Annotated in this window: 27 protein-coding genes and 2 pseudogenes; 11 read left to right on the top strand and 18 right to left on the bottom strand. The window is 36.0% G+C overall.

Going from position 1 to position 20,319, the window contains the following annotated elements:
- Positions 1 to 65: 65 nt before the first annotated feature.
- On the top strand, positions 66 to 1,313 hold the full coding sequence (locus tag FS802_RS29825; RefSeq protein WP_000391926.1) for an MFS transporter: 1,248 nt from the start codon (positions 66 to 68) through the stop codon (positions 1,311 to 1,313).
- A gap of 17 nt (positions 1,314 to 1,330) precedes the next feature.
- Here the strand turns inward: FS802_RS29825 and FS802_RS29820 are convergent, their stop codons facing one another.
- A complete protein-coding gene (locus FS802_RS29820) occupies positions 1,331 to 2,212 on the bottom strand; it encodes a helix-turn-helix domain-containing protein (RefSeq protein WP_098654937.1) in 882 nt (293 codons plus the stop codon).
- A gap of 78 nt (positions 2,213 to 2,290) precedes the next feature.
- Here FS802_RS29820 and FS802_RS29815 point away from each other — a divergent pair, with 78 nt between their 5' ends.
- Positions 2,291 to 2,752, top strand: a complete 462-nt coding sequence (locus FS802_RS29815) for a 2-thiouracil desulfurase family protein (protein ID WP_098111116.1) — start codon at positions 2,291 to 2,293, stop codon at positions 2,750 to 2,752.
- A 29-nt stretch (positions 2,753 to 2,781) separates the two neighbouring features.
- Here the strand turns inward: FS802_RS29815 and FS802_RS29810 are convergent, their stop codons facing one another.
- The 3 genes from FS802_RS29810 to FS802_RS29800 form a co-directional block, all read right to left on the bottom strand.
- The gene (locus FS802_RS29810) at positions 2,782 to 3,135 is read right to left on the bottom strand and encodes a YxeA family protein (RefSeq protein ID WP_098273324.1); all 354 of its coding nucleotides are present in this window, start codon (positions 3,133 to 3,135) and stop codon (positions 2,782 to 2,784) included.
- 105 nt (positions 3,136 to 3,240) lie between these two features.
- Positions 3,241 to 3,879 carry an O-methyltransferase gene (locus FS802_RS29805; RefSeq protein WP_000809683.1) on the bottom strand — a complete coding sequence of 213 codons (639 nt, stop codon included), beginning with the start codon at positions 3,877 to 3,879 and terminating at the stop codon, positions 3,241 to 3,243.
- Positions 3,866 to 4,207: a hypothetical protein gene (locus tag FS802_RS29800; RefSeq protein ID WP_001224266.1), complete on the bottom strand. Its 342-nt coding sequence runs from the start codon at positions 4,205 to 4,207 to the stop codon at positions 3,866 to 3,868. The genes FS802_RS29805 and FS802_RS29800 overlap by 14 nt, the downstream gene beginning before the upstream one ends.
- 223 nt (positions 4,208 to 4,430) lie before the next feature.
- Between FS802_RS29800 and FS802_RS29795 the strand changes: the two genes are divergently transcribed.
- Entirely contained in the window at positions 4,431 to 4,994 is a 564-nt protein-coding gene (locus tag FS802_RS29795; protein WP_098654936.1) for a GNAT family N-acetyltransferase, read from the top strand.
- Between the two features lie 146 nt (positions 4,995 to 5,140).
- On the opposite strand, the gene FS802_RS29790 is transcribed toward FS802_RS29795, so the two are convergent.
- From FS802_RS29790 to FS802_RS29780, 3 genes are all read right to left on the bottom strand, one after another.
- Complete coding sequence (locus tag FS802_RS29790; RefSeq protein WP_000573830.1) at positions 5,141 to 5,494, bottom strand: HesB/IscA family protein; 354 nt, start codon at positions 5,492 to 5,494, stop codon at positions 5,141 to 5,143.
- Positions 5,495 to 5,534: 40 nt separating this feature from the next.
- Positions 5,535 to 6,401 (bottom strand): diaminopimelate epimerase, encoded by an 867-nt coding sequence (gene dapF / locus FS802_RS29785; RefSeq protein WP_000077410.1) that lies wholly within the window; start codon positions 6,399 to 6,401, stop codon positions 5,535 to 5,537.
- 244 nt (positions 6,402 to 6,645) lie between these two features.
- Positions 6,646 to 6,885, bottom strand: a complete 240-nt coding sequence (locus FS802_RS29780; protein WP_000595025.1) for a YuzB family protein — start codon at positions 6,883 to 6,885, stop codon at positions 6,646 to 6,648.
- Between the two features lie 353 nt (positions 6,886 to 7,238).
- Between FS802_RS29780 and FS802_RS29775 the strand changes: the two genes are divergently transcribed.
- From FS802_RS29775 to FS802_RS29760, 4 genes are all read left to right on the top strand, one after another.
- Positions 7,239 to 8,309, top strand: a complete 1,071-nt coding sequence (locus FS802_RS29775) for an NAD(P)/FAD-dependent oxidoreductase (RefSeq protein ID WP_000682062.1) — start codon at positions 7,239 to 7,241, stop codon at positions 8,307 to 8,309.
- 233 nt (positions 8,310 to 8,542) lie between these two features.
- Positions 8,543 to 8,716: an aspartyl-phosphate phosphatase Spo0E family protein gene (locus FS802_RS29770; RefSeq protein WP_144525671.1), complete on the top strand. Its 174-nt coding sequence runs from the start codon at positions 8,543 to 8,545 to the stop codon at positions 8,714 to 8,716.
- Between the two features lie 54 nt (positions 8,717 to 8,770).
- Positions 8,771 to 9,430, top strand: coding sequence for an ABC transporter ATP-binding protein (locus FS802_RS29765; protein ID WP_000470282.1), 660 nt, complete (start codon positions 8,771 to 8,773; stop codon positions 9,428 to 9,430).
- Positions 9,414 to 10,211 (top strand): ABC transporter permease, encoded by a 798-nt coding sequence (locus FS802_RS29760; RefSeq protein WP_000679243.1) that lies wholly within the window; start codon positions 9,414 to 9,416, stop codon positions 10,209 to 10,211. The genes FS802_RS29765 and FS802_RS29760 overlap by 17 nt, the downstream gene beginning before the upstream one ends.
- A 92-nt stretch (positions 10,212 to 10,303) precedes the next feature.
- On the opposite strand, the gene phnA is transcribed toward FS802_RS29760, so the two are convergent.
- The 5 genes and pseudogenes from phnA to FS802_RS29735 all read right to left on the bottom strand — a co-directional run bounded on the left by phnA (position 10,304) and on the right by FS802_RS29735 (position 13,211).
- Complete coding sequence (gene phnA / locus FS802_RS29755) at positions 10,304 to 10,645, bottom strand: alkylphosphonate utilization operon protein PhnA (RefSeq protein ID WP_000212737.1); 342 nt, start codon at positions 10,643 to 10,645, stop codon at positions 10,304 to 10,306.
- A 235-nt stretch (positions 10,646 to 10,880) separates the two neighbouring features.
- A pseudogene (locus FS802_RS29750) lies at positions 10,881 to 11,162 on the bottom strand (DUF2628 domain-containing protein); the annotation flags it as partial.
- A gap of 119 nt (positions 11,163 to 11,281) precedes the next feature.
- Positions 11,282 to 11,958 (bottom strand): annotated as a pseudogene (locus FS802_RS29745) (CPBP family intramembrane glutamic endopeptidase).
- A gap of 96 nt (positions 11,959 to 12,054) precedes the next feature.
- On the bottom strand, positions 12,055 to 12,849 hold the full coding sequence (locus FS802_RS29740; RefSeq protein ID WP_098654934.1) for a nucleotidyltransferase domain-containing protein: 795 nt from the start codon (positions 12,847 to 12,849) through the stop codon (positions 12,055 to 12,057).
- A 53-nt stretch (positions 12,850 to 12,902) separates the two neighbouring features.
- On the bottom strand, positions 12,903 to 13,211 hold the full coding sequence (locus tag FS802_RS29735) for a YuzD family protein (RefSeq protein WP_048561653.1): 309 nt from the start codon (positions 13,209 to 13,211) through the stop codon (positions 12,903 to 12,905).
- Between the two features lie 206 nt (positions 13,212 to 13,417).
- Here FS802_RS29735 and FS802_RS29730 point away from each other — a divergent pair, with 206 nt between their 5' ends.
- Positions 13,418 to 13,654, top strand: a complete 237-nt coding sequence (locus FS802_RS29730) for a NifU family protein (RefSeq protein ID WP_000431158.1) — start codon at positions 13,418 to 13,420, stop codon at positions 13,652 to 13,654.
- A 314-nt stretch (positions 13,655 to 13,968) separates the two neighbouring features.
- A complete protein-coding gene (locus FS802_RS29725) occupies positions 13,969 to 14,184 on the top strand; it encodes a carbonic anhydrase (RefSeq protein WP_098654933.1) in 216 nt (71 codons plus the stop codon).
- Between the two features lie 60 nt (positions 14,185 to 14,244).
- Here FS802_RS29725 and yutH read toward each other — a convergent pair whose 3' ends face one another.
- Positions 14,245 to 15,246 (bottom strand): spore coat putative kinase YutH, encoded by a 1,002-nt coding sequence (gene yutH / locus FS802_RS29720; protein ID WP_098654932.1) that lies wholly within the window; start codon positions 15,244 to 15,246, stop codon positions 14,245 to 14,247.
- A 120-nt stretch (positions 15,247 to 15,366) separates the two neighbouring features.
- On the opposite strand from yutH, the gene FS802_RS29715 reads away from it, so the two are divergent.
- Positions 15,367 to 15,858, top strand: coding sequence for a phosphatidylglycerophosphatase A family protein (locus tag FS802_RS29715; RefSeq protein WP_000665100.1), 492 nt, complete (start codon positions 15,367 to 15,369; stop codon positions 15,856 to 15,858).
- Between the two features lie 23 nt (positions 15,859 to 15,881).
- On the opposite strand, the gene FS802_RS29710 is transcribed toward FS802_RS29715, so the two are convergent.
- Complete coding sequence (locus tag FS802_RS29710) at positions 15,882 to 16,361, bottom strand: GNAT family N-acetyltransferase (protein WP_000351167.1); 480 nt, start codon at positions 16,359 to 16,361, stop codon at positions 15,882 to 15,884.
- A 615-nt stretch (positions 16,362 to 16,976) separates the two neighbouring features.
- Between FS802_RS29710 and FS802_RS29705 the strand changes: the two genes are divergently transcribed.
- Positions 16,977 to 17,558, top strand: coding sequence for an NAD(P)H-dependent oxidoreductase (locus FS802_RS29705; RefSeq protein WP_000683426.1), 582 nt, complete (start codon positions 16,977 to 16,979; stop codon positions 17,556 to 17,558).
- Positions 17,559 to 17,592: 34 nt separating this feature from the next.
- On the opposite strand, the gene FS802_RS29700 is transcribed toward FS802_RS29705, so the two are convergent.
- The 4 genes from FS802_RS29700 to FS802_RS29685 form a co-directional block, all read right to left on the bottom strand.
- Positions 17,593 to 18,123: a hypothetical protein gene (locus tag FS802_RS29700; protein ID WP_000289899.1), complete on the bottom strand. Its 531-nt coding sequence runs from the start codon at positions 18,121 to 18,123 to the stop codon at positions 17,593 to 17,595.
- 114 nt (positions 18,124 to 18,237) lie between these two features.
- A complete protein-coding gene (locus tag FS802_RS29695) occupies positions 18,238 to 19,002 on the bottom strand; it encodes a TIGR01457 family HAD-type hydrolase (RefSeq protein WP_002096233.1) in 765 nt (254 codons plus the stop codon).
- 107 nt (positions 19,003 to 19,109) lie between these two features.
- Entirely contained in the window at positions 19,110 to 19,742 is a 633-nt protein-coding gene (locus tag FS802_RS29690; RefSeq protein ID WP_000503339.1) for a helix-turn-helix transcriptional regulator, read from the bottom strand.
- A gap of 86 nt (positions 19,743 to 19,828) precedes the next feature.
- The gene (locus FS802_RS29685) at positions 19,829 to 20,269 is read right to left on the bottom strand and encodes a DUF86 domain-containing protein (protein WP_000274004.1); all 441 of its coding nucleotides are present in this window, start codon (positions 20,267 to 20,269) and stop codon (positions 19,829 to 19,831) included.
- Positions 20,270 to 20,319: the final 50 nt, after the last annotated feature.

Raw genomic sequence — 20,319 nt, 5'->3', positions numbered from 1 at the left:
ACGCGGGATAAAGTGATTGTTAACAGGTTTTTCAGTTTAAATTTGTCACATAGAAAGGAAGCAATATGGAGGAACTACAACAAAATAAATCTGCTTTAAAAGAAAATGCGAAACCGTTATTAAAAAATACGAATTTCCTTTTCCTTTGGGCAGCTACTCTTTTTTCAAGTTTTGCTTTAGCCTTTTTTACTTTTTCACAAACGTGGTACATAGCAAAAACATTAAACCTTGAGGCTTCACTCGGTGTTGTTTTCGTAGCTCTTAGTGTTCCAAGGCTTATTTTTATGATTATCGGCGGTGCTGTAGCTGATAAATTCCCGAAAAAAAACATTATGTTTTATTCTAATATTATTCGTGCTATTCTTGTCGCAACCATCCTTACATGGTTCATCGTAGGTGATGTAACACTATATACATTTGCTTTATTCGCTTTATTCTTCGGGCTTGCTGATGCTTTTTTCTGGTCAGCTGATGGATCTATCTTGCCTGAACTTGTAGAAAAAAGCCGTTTAACACAAGCAAACTCACTTACACAAATGACAAACCAAGCATCTGTCATCTTAGGCCCTGTACTGGGCGGAATTCTTATCAAATTTACGAACTATGAAACGATCTTTTCGATCACGATTTTATTACTAATCGTCGCAGCCATACTCGTTCAAAAAATACAATTTACGATGCCAGAACAGCAAAATACAGACAAAGGCATGTTCACTTCGATTAAAGAAGGAATTTTATATGTAAAGGAATCACCATTCCTTTCAACTTTCCTTCTTTGTAGCGCCTTTTTAAACTTATTTTTAATCGGTCCGATGCAAGTTGGCTTCCCGCTTTTCGTTAAAAATGTTCTGCACGGTGATTCGCTTCAATTTAGTTACTTAGAAGCGTCTGTAGGTGGCGGAATGGCAATAGGCGCTGTCATTGTCGGTTTAAAAAATATTAATCGTAGACGCGGTCTATTTTGCATTATCATGATGCTACTGTCTGGTGTATTCTTCTTATCCATTAACTTTAGCACCGTACTTTGGCAAGCATTATTAGCTGGCATGTTTTACGGTATTACAATCGCAATGGCTATCGTTCCGCTTATGGCGATGATTCAATCGACAGTAAAAGAAGAAATGATGGGACGTGTAATGAGTTTACTTATGCTCTCATCAATGGGCTTTATCCCGCTTTCTTATGCATTCACATCAATCGCACTTGCAATAGGGATTCCAATCGTAACCGTTATGAAAAGCGGTGCAATCGCTGTTATCGTCTTCGTACTATTTGTAGCAATTCGTGTTCCAGTTGTAAGAAAGTTTGATTAACCACTTGGAGTCATGTGTTATACGCATGGCTCCTTTTTAAACGGATCAAATAACGGTATCCCCTTACTTCTTCTCATAGCCGCTCCCCATTCTAGTCCAACCTCTAAAAATAGATCCCGCACTGTACTGTATAAAAGAGCCTTAACATTTTTACGAATTTCCCCGTATTTATACGCTCTCACAACACTCTTCACTCGCCAAATGAAGTTTCCATACACTTCTTCATCAGCTAATATTTGCTCCAGTAACACACCTTGCTCTAGTAACCCGCTCTTTTTATATGCAAGTTCCACCTTACTCCAAAATATATTAATCTTCTTCGGATTACGCGTCATCGGTACAAGTGCGTATATAAAAGGCTTCGGTATATCGTGGCGGCAATACGTCTCATCAAGTTCGTACGTTTCTTTTCTATTCTCTTTTATTTGTGGAATGTTTTTAGAAAGAATTGTTTCCCCCTCATTTTTTTGCACATTTTTACTACAGCCAGCTGCACGACCCTCACTTTCACATGCGGACATTTTCATACGGTCATCCATGCGGTCAATTGCAGATATAAGAAATACATATAAGTTCGCACTATACCCGCCGCGTTTATGTCTTTCTTTTGTCGCAACACGCTTTATAATTCCTAGTTCCTCTAACTTTGCAATTGAACGGCGTACTGTACGAATGCTCTTTCCAACATTTGTAGCAATCGTCTCCATTAACGGACAAGCAACTCCCACTGTTTTCTGTTTCTCATTCACCGCATACTTCCCTAGAAAATGAATAATGATAGAATCAGTTTTATTCAATTGAAATCGATAGCACTTCAAGACTTCTTTTTGATATGTATTAAACTCTTCTTTACTTCGAAATTCACTGTATGGTTTCATTAAATTATATAGGCTTCCCATTTTTATCACCTCATTTATAGATAAGAATCAGGAAGAAAAATTGGCGTGATATTTTAATTTTTTTTTGGAGGTGACAATATGATCGTAATAAGCGCTTGTTTAGGTGGTATCGCTTGTCGGTATGATGGAAATGACAATCTCGTTTCAAAAATAGAGGAGCTACTGCAACAAGAAGATACAGTCCTCATTTGTCCTGAAGTATTAGGAGGATTACCAACGCCTCGTCCTTCAGCTGAAATTATTGGCGGGAATGGCGATGATGTTTTAGATGGGAAAGCGAAAGTGATGACAAAAGACGGTGAAGATGTTACAGAAGCTTTCGTGAGCGGTGCTTATAAAGCTCTAGAACAAATGAAAGATTTACATCCAGAATATATTATTTTAAAGGAACGCAGTCCATCTTGTGGTAGTTCTACGATTTACACTGGAGAATTTAACGGGAATAAACAAACTGGTTACGGCGTAACAACTGCTTTATTCAAAAGACATGGATTGAAAGTCATTTCAGAAGAGGATTTCGAGAATATAAAAAGGAATTGACCCTGTTCGTCAATTCCTTTTTATCTGCCTTATTTCACAACTAGTTTTTCTTTCACTTTCGCAGGAAGCTCATCTTTCTTTACTTCTTCCCAAGCTGATACACCTTTTTTATCTGAGTGATATACACGTAAGAATGCTTCTTTACGAAGATTTTTTTGTGCATTAAATTCTAATTCTTTTTCTTTCCCGTCTTTATCAAAACCATTTAGTTTATATTCGTAATTTTTATACGGCTCACCATTATCAGATTTACCATTATACTCTTTTCCATCTACTGTAATTTGAACGTAATACTCGTCTTTACCCATACGATTTAAATCACAACCAACTAATAGGCTTGCAAATACAACTAAAATACTAAAAAGTGCAATATATCTTTTCATTTCCTTCACCTCATGTGTTTTTCTTATATTGTTATCTTAAAGCCTAAGCTTTAAAGAAGAAATTCAAAAACATGACATGAACATTACACTTTTGTAAGATAATCATTATTTCTTCACTTTAGAAACCGTCATTCCGTCACCAATCGGAATAAGTACGGATTCTAAACTTGGATGCGTTGCTACTACTTCATTAAACTTCTTCATAACTTCTGTATAACGTTTTTGTTTCGCACTTTCATCAGCTACACTACCACCAGCTAAAACATTATCTGTAACAATTACAGCACCTGGATTAGCAAGCTCAATACAGTACGTTAAGTAATTTTCATAATTCTCCTTATCAGCATCGATAAAGAAGAAATCAAATCGCTTATTACTTGTGACTAATTTCTCAAGACTTTGTAAAGCAGCACCAGTCATATACGACACTTGTTTTCCAAATCCCGCTTTATGTAAATTACGATGCGCTACCTCTGCGTATTTCTCTTCTAGTTCAAGTGAAGTTAACGTACCTTCTTCTCCAAAACCTCTCGCAAGACAAATGCCACTATACCCACCTAATGCACCTATTTCTAATACATCTTTCGCTCCAGAAATGGAAACTAACATCGTTAAAAGTTTCCCCGAAGAAGGTGATACCGATATCGGCGGCATTTCGTTTTCTTTTATGGAAGCAATCACTTCATCCAAAAGAGCATCTTGATCACAAAACACTGAATCGATATAACGATTAATTTGTTTCATCAGATGCAGTCCCTTGCTCTAGATTTGCCTTCTCATCTAACGTAGGCGCTTCTTCTGTTTCACTCTCATGTATTTCAAATAGTTGTGTAAATTCATTAATAACCATATCAATTGCCTTTAATTCCCCGATTAAAATTTGCTGAATAGACTGGAATTCCGGCTCACTTAACTGTTGTTTAATTGTCGCTCGTTTCAAATTCATCATTTCTAAAAAGGCAATCGCTCTCCCGCGGCGAAATGTTTTCGGTCCGCGATGATGCGATCCGTCTCTCCCTTTATGACGCTCACCACGGTGGTGTCCTTCTTTCATGAACTTATCTTTTCTCATTTCAAATCCCCCTTTGTATACAAATATATACATTTATTTCGTTAATCAAAAGTGTATACGTTTGTATACAAAATGTCAAAACAAAAGAAAAACCGCTACTTAAAAAGGAATCATTTAACTCCTTTCTAAGTAGCGGTTTCGTTTTCAATATGTGAAAAGGGATTTCTAAATGATGAATGGAATATATATTTATTGTTTTCTAGCTTTCGAGAGGAGAAATAATATGAATCCTATTTTATTAGATGTTCCGTTACAAATAGAAACAGACAGACTCATTCTTCGAGCACCACTTCAAGCTGGTGAAGGGAATATAGTACAACAAGCTATTAAAGATTCCATTAATGAATTAAAGCAATGGCTGCTTTTATTCCAGTCAATTCCTACTGTTGAAGAAACGGAAATTCTCCTGAGAAATGCACATATAGATTTTTTGAAAAGAGAAAGCTTTCGCTATCTTATCTATCATAAGGAGACGAATGATTTTATTGGAACGGCTAGCCTTCACGAAATCGATTGGAAGGTTTCTAAATGTGAAATTGGATACTGGATTAACACGCAATTTAGTGGTAATGGATATATGACAGAAGTAGTAAGTGCGTTAATAAACTTTGGATTTCAGTTATTCAAATTTAGAAGGATTGAAATACGATGTGAACGTAATAACACGAAAAGTCGTGCAATCCCTGAAAAACTAGGTTTTGAGCTTGAAGGGACATTACGTAATGAAGATCTTTCAGCTGACGGCAAACAACTAACTGATACTTGCATCTATGCAAAAATAAATTAGATTTTAACATTCGTTATGCAACATATCTTAAAGTCGGCTTCTAAATTTGGAAGGCAACGTTTTTGATTTTTTACGACAAAAGAAAAGACCTCCTTAACGATTTTATTCCATCGCTAAAAAGGTCTTTCTCTATTCTTACTAAAAACTTAGCACTCTTCCGGCTTACCAGCATTCGTCGCTGTACGGAAAGATGATCCACATCCGCATGATGCGATTGCGTTTGGATTGTCGATTGTAAATCCGCCGCCAAGCATAGATTGTTTATAATCAATTTTTACTCCTTTAACAATTGGAGCACTTTCTGTATCGATAACAAATTCAACACCGAAAAACTCAAGAACTGTGTCGTCTTCTTTTGGTTCTACTTCAAATCCTAAGCCGTAAGAAAGGCCAGTACATCCGCCGCCATGTACAGCAAGGCGCACGTACTTCTCTCCATCTTCAGCATCTTTTAACATATCTTTAATTTGAAAAGCTGCTTGTTCTGTTACTTCAATCATGAAATACACATCCTTTCTGTTCTCATTCTATTATACATCTTTACGCTTCTATCTTGTACTCATACACTCCGCGGCAAATTACTTCCGCTGGTCCTTTCATTAACACATTGCCTTCTTCTGTCCATGCAATCATTAAATCGCCACCAGCTAAATGAACTATAATTTCCTTACCACGTTCCATTTTCCCATTTAAAATAGAGGCTACAACTGCAGCACACGCCCCTGTTCCACAAGCTTGTGTTACACCAGATCCACGTTCCCAAACGCGGAAGTTCATCTCTGCATCATTCAAAATCTCGATGAATTCAACATTTACTCGCTCTGGGAACATTTCATGTGTCTCCAAGACTGGACCAAGTGTTGTAAGAGGCGCTTGTTCTACATCATCAACAAAAATAACCGCATGCGGATTCCCCATTGAAACAGCTGTAAATGCATAGCGATGATTATTGTATAAGAAGTTTTCACGAATAAATGGTGTTTCACCTTCACCAAGCATCGGTATTTCTGCACGTGTTAAACGCGGTGCTCCCATATCGATTTTCGCTAATGTAACTTTCCCTTCTTCTACCGTTACTTCCGCTGTTACAATACCAGCTAACGTTTCAATTGTGAAAACTGTTTCTTCTACTAGTTTATGCTCATACGCATATTTTGCTACGCAGCGTAAACCGTTTCCACAGCTCTTTCCTTCTGAACCATCATTATTAAACATGCGCATTTTCACCGGAGCTACGTCAGATGGACAAATTAAAATCATTCCATCTGCTCCAATACCAGTATTAATATTTGAAACCTTTTCCGCCACAAGAACTAAATCTTCTTCAGGAATTTGTTCTTCAAACATATTTACATATATATAACTATTGCCAAGACCATGCATTTTTGTAAAAGAAAATTGGCTCATTTGTATTCACTCCAAAAATAGTTTGTTATTTTAAGTATAAAATGCACGCTTTTAGAACACAATATGAATGTCCCCCGTTTCTCATATTTGACAACATTTGGCGATAAGCCATTCTTGCACAAATTGTGTAAGAAAAAAGCCCTTTTACAAGGGCCTTTTTTTATTTATATACAATATTATCCTCCCCCGCGAAAGAAAATTTTATCTAATAGAAAAAGAAAAAGGTGCTGCTGATTGCAACACCTTAAAACATTGGATTTTCATCCAAATAATCATATACATTATTGACCAATTCTTCTACTGTAGCACCTTGTACTACTTCACCATTTACAAGTGCAAACGGTCCTTCAAAACAAATGCCACAATATCCTAAACAACCATACTCCATTACATCTAAATTCGGATCTTTTTCTAATTTCTCTAAAGCTGCTTGTGAGCCACTCGCAAGATTACCTACACAAAATTCAATTAATGGTTTAATCAAAATTCTCCCCCCTGTACTACAAAACAAATTACCTTCTGACTCTATCTATTAAGAAGAAAACTAAGCTGTCTCTTGTTGTTTTCGTTATACATTCTAAACTATTTAGTTACTTCACTATTTCACTTCAAAGTAGATGGTCTTATTTTATATAACATGCTACTCACAATGAAATAGTAACTAAAAAGGAAAAACAGTTTACTTTACTTTTCTTCTTATTGTACAACAGAGTATTCATTCATGCATTGTTATTTGTTCACAAATTCGATATAATTTGATTGAGTAAAGTCGAAATATTTTATTAATATAAAATTGTATGATTAGGGGATATTTCAACAGAAAAGGGGTAATCCATCATGAAACACCTCGTAATACTAGGTGGCGGCTACGGTGGAATGAGAATTCTGCAGCGGCTACTTCCAAGCAACCAACTTCCAGATGATGTACAAGTGACATTAATCGACAAAGTACCATATCATTGCTTCAAAACTGAATATTATGCATTAGTTGCGGGTACTATTTCAGAAACACATATTCGTATACCGTTTCCCGAGCACCCACGCCTCAATATTCAATACGGCACAATAACAAATATTGATCTCGAAGAAAAAGCTGTTCATCTTGATGGCGGCGAAGCGATCCCATATGATGATTTAATTATCGGTCTTGGCTGTGAGGATAAATATCATAACGTTCCTGGGGCGAAGGAATATACACATAGCCTACAATCGATTGAACAAACACGTAAGACATATGAACAATTAAATAGTCTAGAACCAAACGCAACAGTAGCTGTCGTTGGCGCTGGATTAAGTGGCGTTGAAGTTGCAAGTGAACTTCGCGAAAGCCGTTCTGATTTAAAAATTCACTTATTTGATCGAAAAGATAGAATTCTATTCCCATATCCAGAGAAATTAAGTAGATACGTAGAAGAATGGTTCGTAAAACATAAGGTTACTATTATACGAAACTCTAACATTACAAAAGTAGAACCAAATATTGTGTACAACCACGATGAACCACTTGAATGTGATGCAATCGTCTGGACAGCTGGTATTCAAGCAAATGAAGTTGTTCGAAACCTTCCAGTTGAACAAGATGGTAGCGGACGGGTTGTTTTAACAAAATATCACAATATTCCAAATAATGAGCACGTGTATGTTGTAGGAGATTGCGCAGCACTTCCACACGCTCCATCTGCACAACTTGCTGAAGGTCAAGGAGAGCAAATTGTCCAAATATTATTAAAACGTTGGAATAATGAGCCACTTCCTGACGAACTACCTGTAATTAAATTAAAAGGTGTTCTCGGCTCTCTTGGTAAGAAGCACGGCTTCGGTTTACTTGCAAACCAACCATTAATGGGACGTGTACCGAGATTATTAAAATCCGGTCTTCTTTGGATGTACAAATATCATAAAGGTTAATACTTTACAGGCTGTCTACTAAGTAGGCAGCCTCTTTTATGACTTAAAATACAATTATCAGACACATCTTTCTCAATATGAATGATGATTTATTTTTCATTTTTATATTAAAAACTATTGATAAACAGTGTATGCTATTTATAAGTTGTTTTATTATTTCCTTTAAGACCGAAGTCATTCGGTCTTATTTTTTATGTTGTAAATACTTTTACAGGAGGTATTCCATTTCACTTATGAACTTAACGAAACTAAACTATCGAATAGAAGCGAAGAAGAAAGAATTGATCTATCTCGTTGAAAAGTACGGATTCACTCATGATAAAGTAATTTCTTTCAGCCAAGAATTAGATCGTTTACTTAACTTATTAATAAAACTCAAGACGAAGAAAAAACGTTGCTCTTTATAACCGTTTTACAATCTTTTTTGATACGATATAACTAGAATCAGAAAGGAGCCATCTATGTTTATATTAAAAGACGTTACATATAAAGATATACTACACATTCCTTATTTACAGATTCAAAAAGAAAAAATCACATGTATTATCGGTGAGAGTGGGAGCGGAAAAAGTACATTGCTTCGCATGCTAAATGATTTACAATCTCCAACATCCGGTACAATTGAATACAACGGAAAGCTGATTTCTGATTATCCTCCAATTCAATTACGACGTGACGTAGTCATGCTTGGGCAAACGCCACCTATTTTTGATGGAACGATTAAAGACAATCTATTAATGGGACTTCGTCTTTCTGAAAAATCATTTCCAAATGATGATATTTTGCGAGGCGCACTAACGACTGTTAGCTTAGAAAAAAATTTAGAAGACAACGCCGATTCATTATCAGGCGGAGAAAAACAACGACTTGCTTTTGCACGTATCGTACTTATGGATCCACCTGTTTATTTATTAGATGAACCAACCTCGGCACTAGATAGCGATACAGAACGTCGCGTTATGAAACAATTTACTATGCTAGCAAGAGAAAAGAAAAAAACAGTTATCTTCATTACACACTCACAACAACTTCCAGAAGAAATTGCAGACGATATTATTGAAATTAGCAAAACAAACGGTGCAACTAGAAAGGAAGTGCTCTCAGTTGAAGGGCGTTATTGAACTCCAAATTTGGCAACTTGCCGCTGCATATATTTTTATTCTTATTTTAATTGGACTTGTAAAATTAAAAGGGATTCCGCGTGAAAAACAAATTGCGCTCGCAACATTCCGTATGACGATTCAGCTCGTACTTGTTGCCTATGTCCTTACATACGTATTTGAAAATAGTAATCCATTTTATACAATTGCTCTCATTACTTCTATTACTACCTTTGCAATTTTTAATATTTATAAACGGGTTAACATCCCGATGTCTAAAGACTTAAAACGAGTAGCCGCTCTTTCCATGGTTGCCGGATCAATTGGGCCACTTCTACTATTTATCTTTGTTATTATCGGGCATGATCCTTGGTATGCTCCGCAATATATCGTTCCTATTACGGGAATGTTAGTTGGAAATGCAATGACAGGTGTTTCTCTCGGTGCAAATACGTTCTTAAATAATATGAAATCGCAAAGAGGTCAAATTGAAGGAGCACTTATGCTCGGTGCAACACCGAAAGAAGCAACTGCTCCGCTCATACGCGACGCTTTTGACTCTGCTATTTTGCCAACAATCAACTCCATGGTCGGAATGGGAATTATAAGCCTACCAGGCATGATGACAGGACAAATCTTAGCTGGTGTATCACCTTTTACAGCTATTCAATATCAAATCGCCATCATACTCGGTATTTCTGGGAGTACTGCCTTTGCTGTCATTATCTTTTTACAGCTTGGATATAAAACATTCTTTAATAAACGGTGTCAGTTAAAAGAGATTGACTATGGCGCGCGGTAAATGTTGCACTGTTCACGGTAAATAAAATTATATCGACTTACCGATAAAAAATGACAATAAAAAAGAGGAGGCTAATCGCCTCCTCTTTTTTATTACGCCTTCTTAACGAACTGTGATTTTAACTTCATAGCTCCGAAACCGTCGATTTTGCAATCAATATCGTGATCGCCATCAACTAGACGGATACTCTTTACTTTCGTACCGATTTTCACAACTGAAGAAGTTCCTTTTACTTTTAAATCTTTAATGACAGTAACAGCATCGCCATCTTGAAGAACGTTTCCGTTCGCATCTTTTACAACTTTTGCACCATCATTATTTTCAGCTTCTGCTTCTTGGCCCCACTCATGAGCACACTCAGGACATACGAAAAGAACGCCATCCTCATACGTATATTCTGAATTACATTTTGGACAATTTGGTAAAGTAGCCATAAATTCATTTCCTCCGTTCATTATTTATACGTAAAAATCAAAATTGATGTTTACATCTCGATAAATAAAATTTGTACAGCATTTCTTTATAGTGCCATAGTCTTACGTTATTGACAACCCTACCTCAAATTCTCATTTTTTATTGTATTTTACAAAATTTCAATTCGTATGGTGTTTTACAATAAAAAAGAAGAACCTTCACAAGATTCTTCTTTTCAAAATAAATGAGTTCTCACTAGAACCCCCAACCATTTTCTTCAATGTAAAATTGATACTCTTCTAACTCTTCTTCACTTAACTTCTTATTATTCTCATATACTTCTTTCCATTCAAAATAGTCTTAACTGAAGTAAACAGCAAATTTAATTTTCACGTTTTTCTTCTCTGTATAATCATAACCAGTAAACTCTACTACGTCATAATCTTGTTCTTTCTTCACAAGCTTCCACGTTGGATTATCCGTCATAATCTCTAAAGTAACACCTTCACCACTTGAGCGAACGACATTTTGTATATTTGATAATAAAAATGTTTCACATGAAACTATCTATATTTCGTATTACCTTACCTCTACACAGTACATGTAAATCCATTTCTACAAAATACGAAAGACGCCCTTTTCAAAAAGGCGTCTTTTTACAGTTGAAAATTTACTAATATAAAAAATGCATTATTTAATAAATGAATCCCACATGGGACGAGTAAGTTATTTGTTTTCTTATACGTATAAGCTAAACATATACCGCCACCAAAATATATAAAACACTCCCTACTGTAAGGGGATGACCTAAAGTAAATATAGAAGCACTTATAACTGCACTACTAAGTGTGGAGAAGCGCTGAGATAATTTCATAAAAAACATACCTCGGAATACAAGATCTTCCCAAATCGGTGCAAAAATGGTGAGTACAACTACATATAAAATGATTTCACTTTTAGTAGGCTCTATTACTAGATTAGGTTCATCCACACCAAGCCCATGTGGTAAAACTAAATTTAATACCGCAAGATATATAAGCAGTACGATCATCGTCATTACTATCGTTACATAATGCTTAAAATGATTGAACTGTATTGATTTTAATAAATGCACACAGTAATTTCTTGCTGGTGAGTATATTAAAATAATAGTGAGAAATGTTAAAGGCGGAATAAGATGATCTACATACCATGGATATAAGGAACAGTCATATATAATGTTCAAAAAACCAATTCCATGCATTACCCCAAAAATAATTACTATCATACTGATTACTTCGATCATACTCATTACTACATTCTTTTCTTCATATGTAGCTAATTCTGTATTCATCCTACCCCCTCCAGTATAATTAAACCTTTCAAACCATTATATACCATTTTTAACACAAAAACAGACGATACAATCTACTGTATCGTCTGTTTTTCCCTACCAGTTATCTCTACATGTTTCAATTAAATGCAGTAAGTACCTCTTCGTCATATCAGCCCTTCTCCACCTTGAGAGCATTCGCTTTTCTTTTGGATTCTGTCGTATTCTCGCTACTTCTTTTAATAAAAGCTCCCATTCTTCCCCTGAACGTTCTAACAAGTATTGCAATCCTCTATCTTTTGAAACGATTGTTTTATGATCCAGTGTATATAAAATACGTCCCATCGTAACGACAGCTGATTCTACCCACTCTTCTATAAAAAATAAATATGGTTGCTTCGCTTTTTCACTCCAGTACTGTTCTACGTTGTATTTCATCGTATTTACTACATCATCCCACCTTATTTGAAATGAAAGATCTTCAGCTTCTTTCCCGGTAATTGTAATACCTTGATTTTTTAACGTCCACCATGTGACCGCATTAATATCCCAATGACCTATATTCGCTTTACCATCTGCACAATACACGTACTCATTCATTTCATCATTGTATTTCCCTAAATCAGCAAGCGGAATATACATACCATCCATTCTTTTACCTAACGTACTCTCACTAAGTTTCTTATGAAGTTCTACAAGTTGCTGTTTTTCAGCTTCATTCACAGAATCACTTATTACCGTAACAAAATCAACATCGCTCGTTTCTGCATGAAATGCACCGAGTGCGATGGATCCGTAAATATATACCCCGACTATTTTTTCATCTAAAAAAATTTCTTTTAATTCTACTGTGTACCGCTCCATTAACTGTCGTACTTCCCTTGGTAACGCATGCTTCACTCCATTTTTCACATCTATCCCTCCAATAAAAAAGAGCCTTTGCGAATTCGCAAAGGCTTCCTGCTTTATAAATATTTCTCGATTTCTTCGTAAACATCCTTCAAACGAGGATTTCCTTCTCCAACAACTTCTCCATTTACAAGAACGACCGGATAAAATAGATCTTCCTCCACTACGCGCTCTGCGAATGCTTTTTTATCTTCATCTTCTTGTTTTTCTTGAAAATCAATATACTCGAAATTAAATTTATTTTCTTGTCCTTCATATTTACGACCAATTGCTGCTTGTAACCACTCAAACGTTTCTGTTGAAGATGGCATTCCAACGCAGCTCGCACAAATTACTTTCGTCCCATACACTTGCACATTAACCATTTCTTCTCCCCCACTTCTTGTTTCAACAGTATATTCAGATGTCTTATTACATAAGCACATCATTTTACAAACTTATTCCCTACCCCTATACTGAAAAAACACGTTGTAAACATGATAAAAAATTTCGACATTAAAACAAGAACAGAAAAAATAGATTTTCCCCTCTATCTTGATTATAATAAAACTGATGAAAGGAGTCGATAAAAATGGAAAACCCACATATGGAAGAACAAGTACTAGAAGTATTAGATAAATTACGTCCATTCTTACTTCGCGATGGCGGAGACGTTGAATTAGTAGACATTGAAGAAGGTATCGTAAAATTACGCCTTATGGGTGCTTGCGGAAGCTGCCCAAGTTCTACAATCACACTAAAAGCTGGTATCGAACGCGCATTACTAGAAGAAGTACCAGGCGTTATTGAAGTAGAACAAGTATTTTAATTAAAAGCGGAAGCGGCTCGTTCAAAATGTGAGGAGGATGGAGCTTCTGACATAGAGGCGCTTTTTGCCTCGGCGGAAGAAGCGCAGCCACCGAACATTTTAGCCGCTGGAGCTAGATATTAATCTAAAAACGGAAGCGGCTCGTTCAGAATCGCTTCCTAAAAAGAGACCCAAATGGGTCTCTTTTTTTATTTAAATAATACTTCCCCTTTAACATCATAAAACAAAATTGGAAATCCTTCTCAAAAAATGAGATAATTAATAATATAGAATCGTTCACACATATAAAAGTAAAAAACATAGGGGGACGACACATGCCAAGAATGGGAAACACTTTTTTAACAATTCAAGAACTAGAAAAGAAAAAAGAGTATTTATTAGACCTTTCATCCGTTATACCAGCATGGAATGCGAGTTATCAATTTTTATTTAAAGAAATCCAGCAAGAATTATTGAGTAAAGTAAATGAAAAAATCGAAAGACATCAATTCATTTTAAATATATGTGCAGATCAACAGGTAGGGGCATAATGTATTACATACAATTGTGATATATAAAAAAGAGACCTCAATCGGTCTCTTTTTTATATTTTAAGATAGCCAATCTAATTTCCTAATCCCTAACTTATCAACTGGTAAACGAAGTGAGCCATAAAAGTGCTTCATAAATTTCTCAGAGCGGTTCACATCGTGTAAAATGGCTTCTAAGCGATCTCTATATATGCTTTTTTGTTCTTCGTTTCCTGTTTGGTAATATCGTTCGACTGTCTCAAAGTAGTGAAGTGGAAACAGGAGCCTTGCAAATAATAGGCGCCAACCAAACGAAGATAGCGAATAATTCCGTTCATAATCTGTAACAAATTGAACGATTGTTTGCTCCCAGTCTTTCTTTTTTTCTATCATCATATAGCGGATTAATTCTGCCATATCTCGAGTTGGGTGATCATACACCCAATCAAAAGGGAGTTTGAGGCGCTTCGTTTGATGCCATAATAAAGGTGTGAATCGTTCTTGGCAAATTGTTGCTGCATCAGTCATTTGCGGTGTATCATCCATCTCTGTATCGACAACATATTGAATTGCATTTTCTGCAACTCCTAAGTAATACGGGAAGGATTCAATAAACAATTGATCGAATACGTCTGTAGGGTGGTTCATCACTTGTGATTGCCAAAACTTTTCTAATTGGTCGAGTCTTTTTTCCCATAACGCTTTCCATTCACCAATGCGGCTTAATTGCTCGATTTCTTCTGGAAAGAATGCGCCTCGTTTATGGAATATAGAAAGCTCACTTCCTAATGATGTAGCATGTCGTTCTAACGCACGCATACCTTTTAATAAGCAGTAATTTTGTTCTTCTATCTCACATACATAGTAGCCGTGTATAGTCGGAACGAAAGTCGCTACAGTTATATCCCCTTGCTGGTTCATATAGTCACTGAGCTTTTTCATCTCTACAAGTACTTCTTCCTCCATTTCTCCAATTGGAACAAGTACATAAATTTTGTTGCGAATCCAAAAGCTTTTATAGGGGCCAAGGGGGATTAATTCTTTAACATGCATGTGATAATGCTCATAAATATGATGAATCATCGCAGTCGCCACCTATGGTTTTTCTTTATATATATGAGCTTGTGCTCGCCTTTCATTCCTATGCACATGATAAAGCAACGAAACGTATACAAATACTAAAAAGAAAAAAAGGTGATAAACATGAAAGAATCAAATCAACTACAAGAAAGAGCATTACAACTATTACAAGAGCGCGGTGTAACAATTGACGATATTGCTGAGCTTGTTCATTTTCTTCAAAAAAAATATCATCCAAATTTAGAGATGTCAGAATGCCGTTATAACGTTGAGCGTGTATTATCAAAACGTGAAGTACAAAACGCACTGATTACTGGTATCGAACTCGATGTTCTTGCTGAAAAAGGAATGTTAAGTGAGCCGTTACAAGATATCGTAAAACGTGATGAAGGCTTATACGGAATTGATGAAGTGATCGCACTTTCTATCGTTAATGTGTACGGCTCTATCGGTTTCACGAACTTTGGATATATCGATAAATTAAAACCTGGTATTTTAGAATTCTTAAATGATAAATCATCTGGAAAGGTACACACATTCCTTGATGATATCGTTGGCGGAATCGCTGCCGCTGCTTCAAGCCGTTTAGCGCACAGAGCTGAGCATTCGGAATAATAAAATATGAAAGACCGTCAGTTTCATACTGACGGTCTTTCATATTCCATGAGCATAAATTCTCTTCCGCGACTCAGAAAAATAGGACCTTGCTGAAAACCTAAGTTTTTATATAGCGTAATCGCTCTTGTATTAAATGTCGCTACACTAAGTCGAAACGTTTTCGGCTTATATTCTTTCGCTGCAAAAGCTATCCCAGCTTGAAAAAATATGTTCCCCAGCCCTTTCCCTGTTAACGCTGGCTTCATGCCAAGTCCGATATCAATTACATCTTCTCCACCATATAAATGAGCATCTCTTCCCCCTGGTACTTGTGCATTTTCCCCAAAACAAAAATAGCCGATAAACTCTCCCTTGTCGTCACAACAGCCATAATACGTCCCATCTAATAATTCTTCTATTGCTTCTTCCTCTCCTGAAAAATTATACAAATCATAAGGTTCTTCATACGTCCACGTATTTATCTCATTTGCTTCTTCTACCGTTAACTTATGTATATCCATCCTTCTCTCTCCTAATCAAATATTCTATATATACTCATTCATTTTCCGCGCCTCATTTCCCTCTAATCGGAATATGCATAATTACATACGCACACCTATGAAACAAATGGTACAATTTATTTGAATCGCTGTTGCTACACTTCTTGATCAAAGAAAAGGCGTTAAAACGGATATTAGCGCCTTATCAAACTCAAGCAATTGGCACATTTTGTCATCATGAAAGACACTCGAAAGAGTGTCTTTTTTTTATACCTCACAAGGACTTACTCATTTCAACATATAAACACATAAAATAATGTAACTTTTTACATGCATGAACCCTTTTCTCAAAGTTTTGAAGTAGACTCAAAATAAAAAAAGCACTCTTGGCTAGAGTGCTTTTTACTTTCAAATAAGGAGGTTACATAATATGGATAGTACTCTCGTATTTAATTTCGGCATTGGTATTGTCATCATTTTATTTGTTTTCTTTGTTCTTTGTATGAGTGGGGTATAGAAAGACGATTTTTGCCGTCTTTTTATACATATGTATCATTTGACTTCCGCAAAAGAAGTAACCATAATTGTTACATAAATAAAAAACTATTCACATATCCACAAATAGGAGGCAGAACAATGAAACATGTAATCGTTTATGCACACCCAAATACAGAAAGCTTCAACCATGCGATTTTAGAAACGGTAAAAAGTGAATTAGAAGAAAAAGGTCATGAAGTACGCGTTCGCGATCTATACGAATTAAACTTCAATCCAGTATTAGGCGCTTCCGATTTCATCTCATTTTCTCAAGGAAATACACCAGAAGATATTAAAGAAGAGCAAGAGCATATCGCTTGGGCTGATAGCATTACATTCATTTATCCAGTTTGGTGGGCGGGACTTCCTGCTATTTTAAAAGGATACGTTGACCGTGTATTTAGCCATGGCTTCGCTTATGCTTACGGTGAAAATGGTATTGAAAAGTTATTAAGCGGTAAAAAAGGATTATTATTATCCACAATGGGAAATTCAAAAGAAGCATACACAGCAGGCGGTATGTTTGACGCAATGAAGAAAACAGCGGATGTTGGTATTTTTGAATTTACAGGCATTGAAACAATTGAGCATACATTCTATACGAGTGTCCCTTCTGTGGATGATAATGTGCGTAAACAATATCTTGAAGAAGTGAAAGATGTTGTGAATCGTGCATTCTAATAAAAAAACTCCGGTTGTTAAAACCGGAGTTTTTTTATTTCATCATTAATTTCGGAATATATCTTTGAAGAATACTTTCTAATTCATTCATATCTTCCTGTCTAATAAGTAAATTCACATTGTCATTCATTTTTTCTCGCCCGCGATATAAAAATATATTTTCTTTTGGATTTTCCCATGTTGATGTTTTATAGCCTTTTAATTCTTCGTATGAATAAAAGTTTAATCCGTCTACTACACCTTTTTCATATATTTGTACACTTTTAATAAGATGAACAGCTATTAAAGTCATAAAACAACTTGCTACAACATAACTACCCGACTGAATAAGAAACTGTTCAGCTGTATCAATATCGCCACTTACGTACTGAGCGTATATATACATACATTGTCCAATGAAATATGCTGGCCCAAGTAATGCAATCCAACGTCTCTTCACTCGTGGATATGTTGCAATAAGTTTTCCTGCACTTTTTTTCATTTCATTTATTTTATATATCTTCCATAGAACAAAAAATAAAACACATAATGTAAAAACAAACATAATACATGACATCCAGTACACTCTGATTCCCTCCCCTCGATATCATTACATATGAATTTTACATTTTATATAACAATAGCACATATGCAATTATGCATAAAAAACAGGTAACCTCTTCCGGTTACCTGTTTTTCATTACATCTTCTCAATCCACTCCGTCAAGTTATGCACAACTTGCGTTGGTTGTACTTCATATTCTGTTAACTTCTCCACAGTTGTGACTCCAGTGTGGACAAGAAGGGTATGCATGCCAGCATTTACTCCCGCTAAAATGTCTGTATCGTAGTTATCCCCAACCATTAATGCTTCATCTTTTCCTATACCAAGCACTTTTAACGCTTGTTCCATAATGATTGATTCTGGTTTTCCGATAAAGATTGGATCCACGCCTGTTGATACTGTTACAACTGATGTTAATGAACCGTTACCTGGTAATAATCCGCGCTCAGTCGGAATGGCGATATCTCCATTTGTAGAAATAAACGTCGCGCCGTTACGCACAGCAAGACATGCTTTTGCTAATTTTTCATATGTGATGTCACGATCTAAACCGACAACAACGAAATCAGGATTTTCATCCACAAGTTCAAATCCTTTTTCCACAAGTGCATCATGTAAGCCTTCTTCACCAATCATATATACAGTTGCGTCTTGTTTACGTTCATAAATGAAGTTCGCTGTCGCCATACTCGTTGTGAATACTTGCTCTGCTTCCGCTGGAATATCGAAACGAACAAGTTTTTCTGCCACTTGTTCTGGTTTACGCGTCGAATTATTCGTAACGAATAAATAAGGAATGCCGCGCTCTCCTAATGCTTTTACGAAGTCGCTCGCTTCTTCAATTTGTTCTTCTCCGCGATACATCGTACCGTCTAAGTCAATTAAGTAACCTTTATACATCATTATGTCTCTCCTTCTATGCTAACGTTCTCACCTATCATACCACTCTTATATTACCCGCTTTTTCCAAAGAAAAAAACGCTTTACCTTAAAGCGCCCCATAACGTTCATTTTTTCTCTTTTACTTGGTAAGAACAACTACAATCGCCCTCACACATGTTTGCTAACGTCTTTACATCTGCTCCTGCAAATAAACGATTATACATCTCTTTTTCATCTTCGCATACTTGCGGGAATCTCTCTGCAATTTCTTTTAACGGACAGTTTTGTTTTTCAATTACGAAAGAGTTCTCTCCATCTCTCTTTATTTGAACCATATAACCATTTTTCTCTTGCATAGCTGCTATCTCTTGCACTTTATATGCTAAATTCTTTTGATTACTCACTCGCTTTTGCAACTGTTCTTCCATTCGCTTCGTTCGCTCTTTTAAAACGTGACTAAGTATTTTTTCATCACCCATCCGAGCTAAATCTTCTAGCATATCAATAGCAAATTGCTTATACTCCTTCGGGAATGTATCTTCTCCCTTTTCGCTTAATCCATACAAATAAGTTGGTCTTCCGACATGTTGTCTTACCATCTTAGAATAAATGAAACCATCTTTCTCAAGATTACTTAAATGTCTTCGGATCGCCATTTCTGTAATCTCTAAAACGTCAGCTAGTTCCGCTACCGTGTGCTCTCCCTTTACTTTCAACAATTGTACAATTTCATCTTTCGTCGTACGTGCTTCCCCCATACTTTACCCTTCTCCCTTTTCCCTTTACTTTCTCACATACAATATAAGATCCCCAAAAGATAGTCCTGGGGATCTTATAAGCATAATTATTCTGGTACAAATGCAGATACAGGTCCTAATTCCTTCTCTAAATAACTGCGAATATTTGCTGGGTATTTCTCTACCACTGCAATATATTTTTGAATCGTCTTATATAATTCATCATGATTCATTTGAATATAATCTTGCGTAAGCATTTTTCGAAGAAGGATAATTTCTTTCATCCCTTGTCCTTCTTCTGCACTTATCACTCGCTCGTCCATCAAAATATCGATAATATCTTCATAACTTCCTGGATCGCGCATAATAAATCCATCAATCATCGCATTCCCTACATCTAATACACAATCAATAATTAGATGAGCTATACGTTCTAATGCGTAAAATTCAAACTCGGTTTCATATATCTTTTTCTCTTGAAATGTACTTGTTGCTCGTTCTAAACATACTAGCATTTGTTCTATTTTCTTTCTGTCTACAAAATACATGAATGTCACCTACCTGGAAATTAAAGCATTTACATTTTAATTGTAACGCT

Source organism: Bacillus sp. DE0042, assembly GCF_007680225.1.
Taxonomy (GTDB): domain Bacteria; phylum Bacillota; class Bacilli; order Bacillales; family Bacillaceae_G; genus Bacillus_A; species Bacillus_A wiedmannii.
This window is presented reverse-complemented; position numbering and strand designations above follow the sequence as displayed.

Excerpts from the sequence above, each read along its gene's own strand:
- FS802_RS29825 (WP_000391926.1), top strand. The coding sequence starts at position 66 with ATGGAGGAACTACAACAAAATAAATCTGCTTTAAAAGAAAATGCGAAA.
- FS802_RS29820 (WP_098654937.1), bottom strand. The coding sequence starts at position 2,212 with ATGGGAAGCCTATATAATTTAATGAAACCATACAGTGAATTTCGAAGT.
- FS802_RS29815 (WP_098111116.1), top strand. The coding sequence starts at position 2,291 with ATGATCGTAATAAGCGCTTGTTTAGGTGGTATCGCTTGTCGGTATGAT.
- FS802_RS29810 (WP_098273324.1), bottom strand. The coding sequence starts at position 3,135 with ATGAAAAGATATATTGCACTTTTTAGTATTTTAGTTGTATTTGCAAGC.
- FS802_RS29805 (WP_000809683.1), bottom strand. The coding sequence starts at position 3,879 with ATGAAACAAATTAATCGTTATATCGATTCAGTGTTTTGTGATCAAGAT.
- FS802_RS29800 (WP_001224266.1), bottom strand. The coding sequence starts at position 4,207 with ATGAGAAAAGATAAGTTCATGAAAGAAGGACACCACCGTGGTGAGCGT.
- FS802_RS29795 (WP_098654936.1), top strand. The coding sequence starts at position 4,431 with ATGAATCCTATTTTATTAGATGTTCCGTTACAAATAGAAACAGACAGA.
- FS802_RS29790 (WP_000573830.1), bottom strand. The coding sequence starts at position 5,494 with ATGATTGAAGTAACAGAACAAGCAGCTTTTCAAATTAAAGATATGTTA.
- dapF (WP_000077410.1), bottom strand. The coding sequence starts at position 6,401 with ATGAGCCAATTTTCTTTTACAAAAATGCATGGTCTTGGCAATAGTTAT.
- FS802_RS29775 (WP_000682062.1), top strand. The coding sequence starts at position 7,239 with ATGAAACACCTCGTAATACTAGGTGGCGGCTACGGTGGAATGAGAATT.
- FS802_RS29770 (WP_144525671.1), top strand. The coding sequence starts at position 8,543 with ATGAACTTAACGAAACTAAACTATCGAATAGAAGCGAAGAAGAAAGAA.
- FS802_RS29765 (WP_000470282.1), top strand. The coding sequence starts at position 8,771 with ATGTTTATATTAAAAGACGTTACATATAAAGATATACTACACATTCCT.
- phnA (WP_000212737.1), bottom strand. The coding sequence starts at position 10,645 with ATGGCTACTTTACCAAATTGTCCAAAATGTAATTCAGAATATACGTAT.
- FS802_RS29735 (WP_048561653.1), bottom strand. The coding sequence starts at position 13,211 with ATGGTTAATGTGCAAGTGTATGGGACGAAAGTAATTTGTGCGAGCTGC.
- FS802_RS29730 (WP_000431158.1), top strand. The coding sequence starts at position 13,418 with ATGGAAAACCCACATATGGAAGAACAAGTACTAGAAGTATTAGATAAA.
- FS802_RS29725 (WP_098654933.1), top strand. The coding sequence starts at position 13,969 with ATGCCAAGAATGGGAAACACTTTTTTAACAATTCAAGAACTAGAAAAG.
- yutH (WP_098654932.1), bottom strand. The coding sequence starts at position 15,246 with ATGATTCATCATATTTATGAGCATTATCACATGCATGTTAAAGAATTA.
- FS802_RS29715 (WP_000665100.1), top strand. The coding sequence starts at position 15,367 with ATGAAAGAATCAAATCAACTACAAGAAAGAGCATTACAACTATTACAA.
- FS802_RS29710 (WP_000351167.1), bottom strand. The coding sequence starts at position 16,361 with ATGGATATACATAAGTTAACGGTAGAAGAAGCAAATGAGATAAATACG.
- FS802_RS29705 (WP_000683426.1), top strand. The coding sequence starts at position 16,977 with ATGAAACATGTAATCGTTTATGCACACCCAAATACAGAAAGCTTCAAC.
- FS802_RS29695 (WP_002096233.1), bottom strand. The coding sequence starts at position 19,002 with ATGTATAAAGGTTACTTAATTGACTTAGACGGTACGATGTATCGCGGA.
- FS802_RS29690 (WP_000503339.1), bottom strand. The coding sequence starts at position 19,742 with ATGGGGGAAGCACGTACGACGAAAGATGAAATTGTACAATTGTTGAAA.
- FS802_RS29685 (WP_000274004.1), bottom strand. The coding sequence starts at position 20,269 with ATGTATTTTGTAGACAGAAAGAAAATAGAACAAATGCTAGTATGTTTA.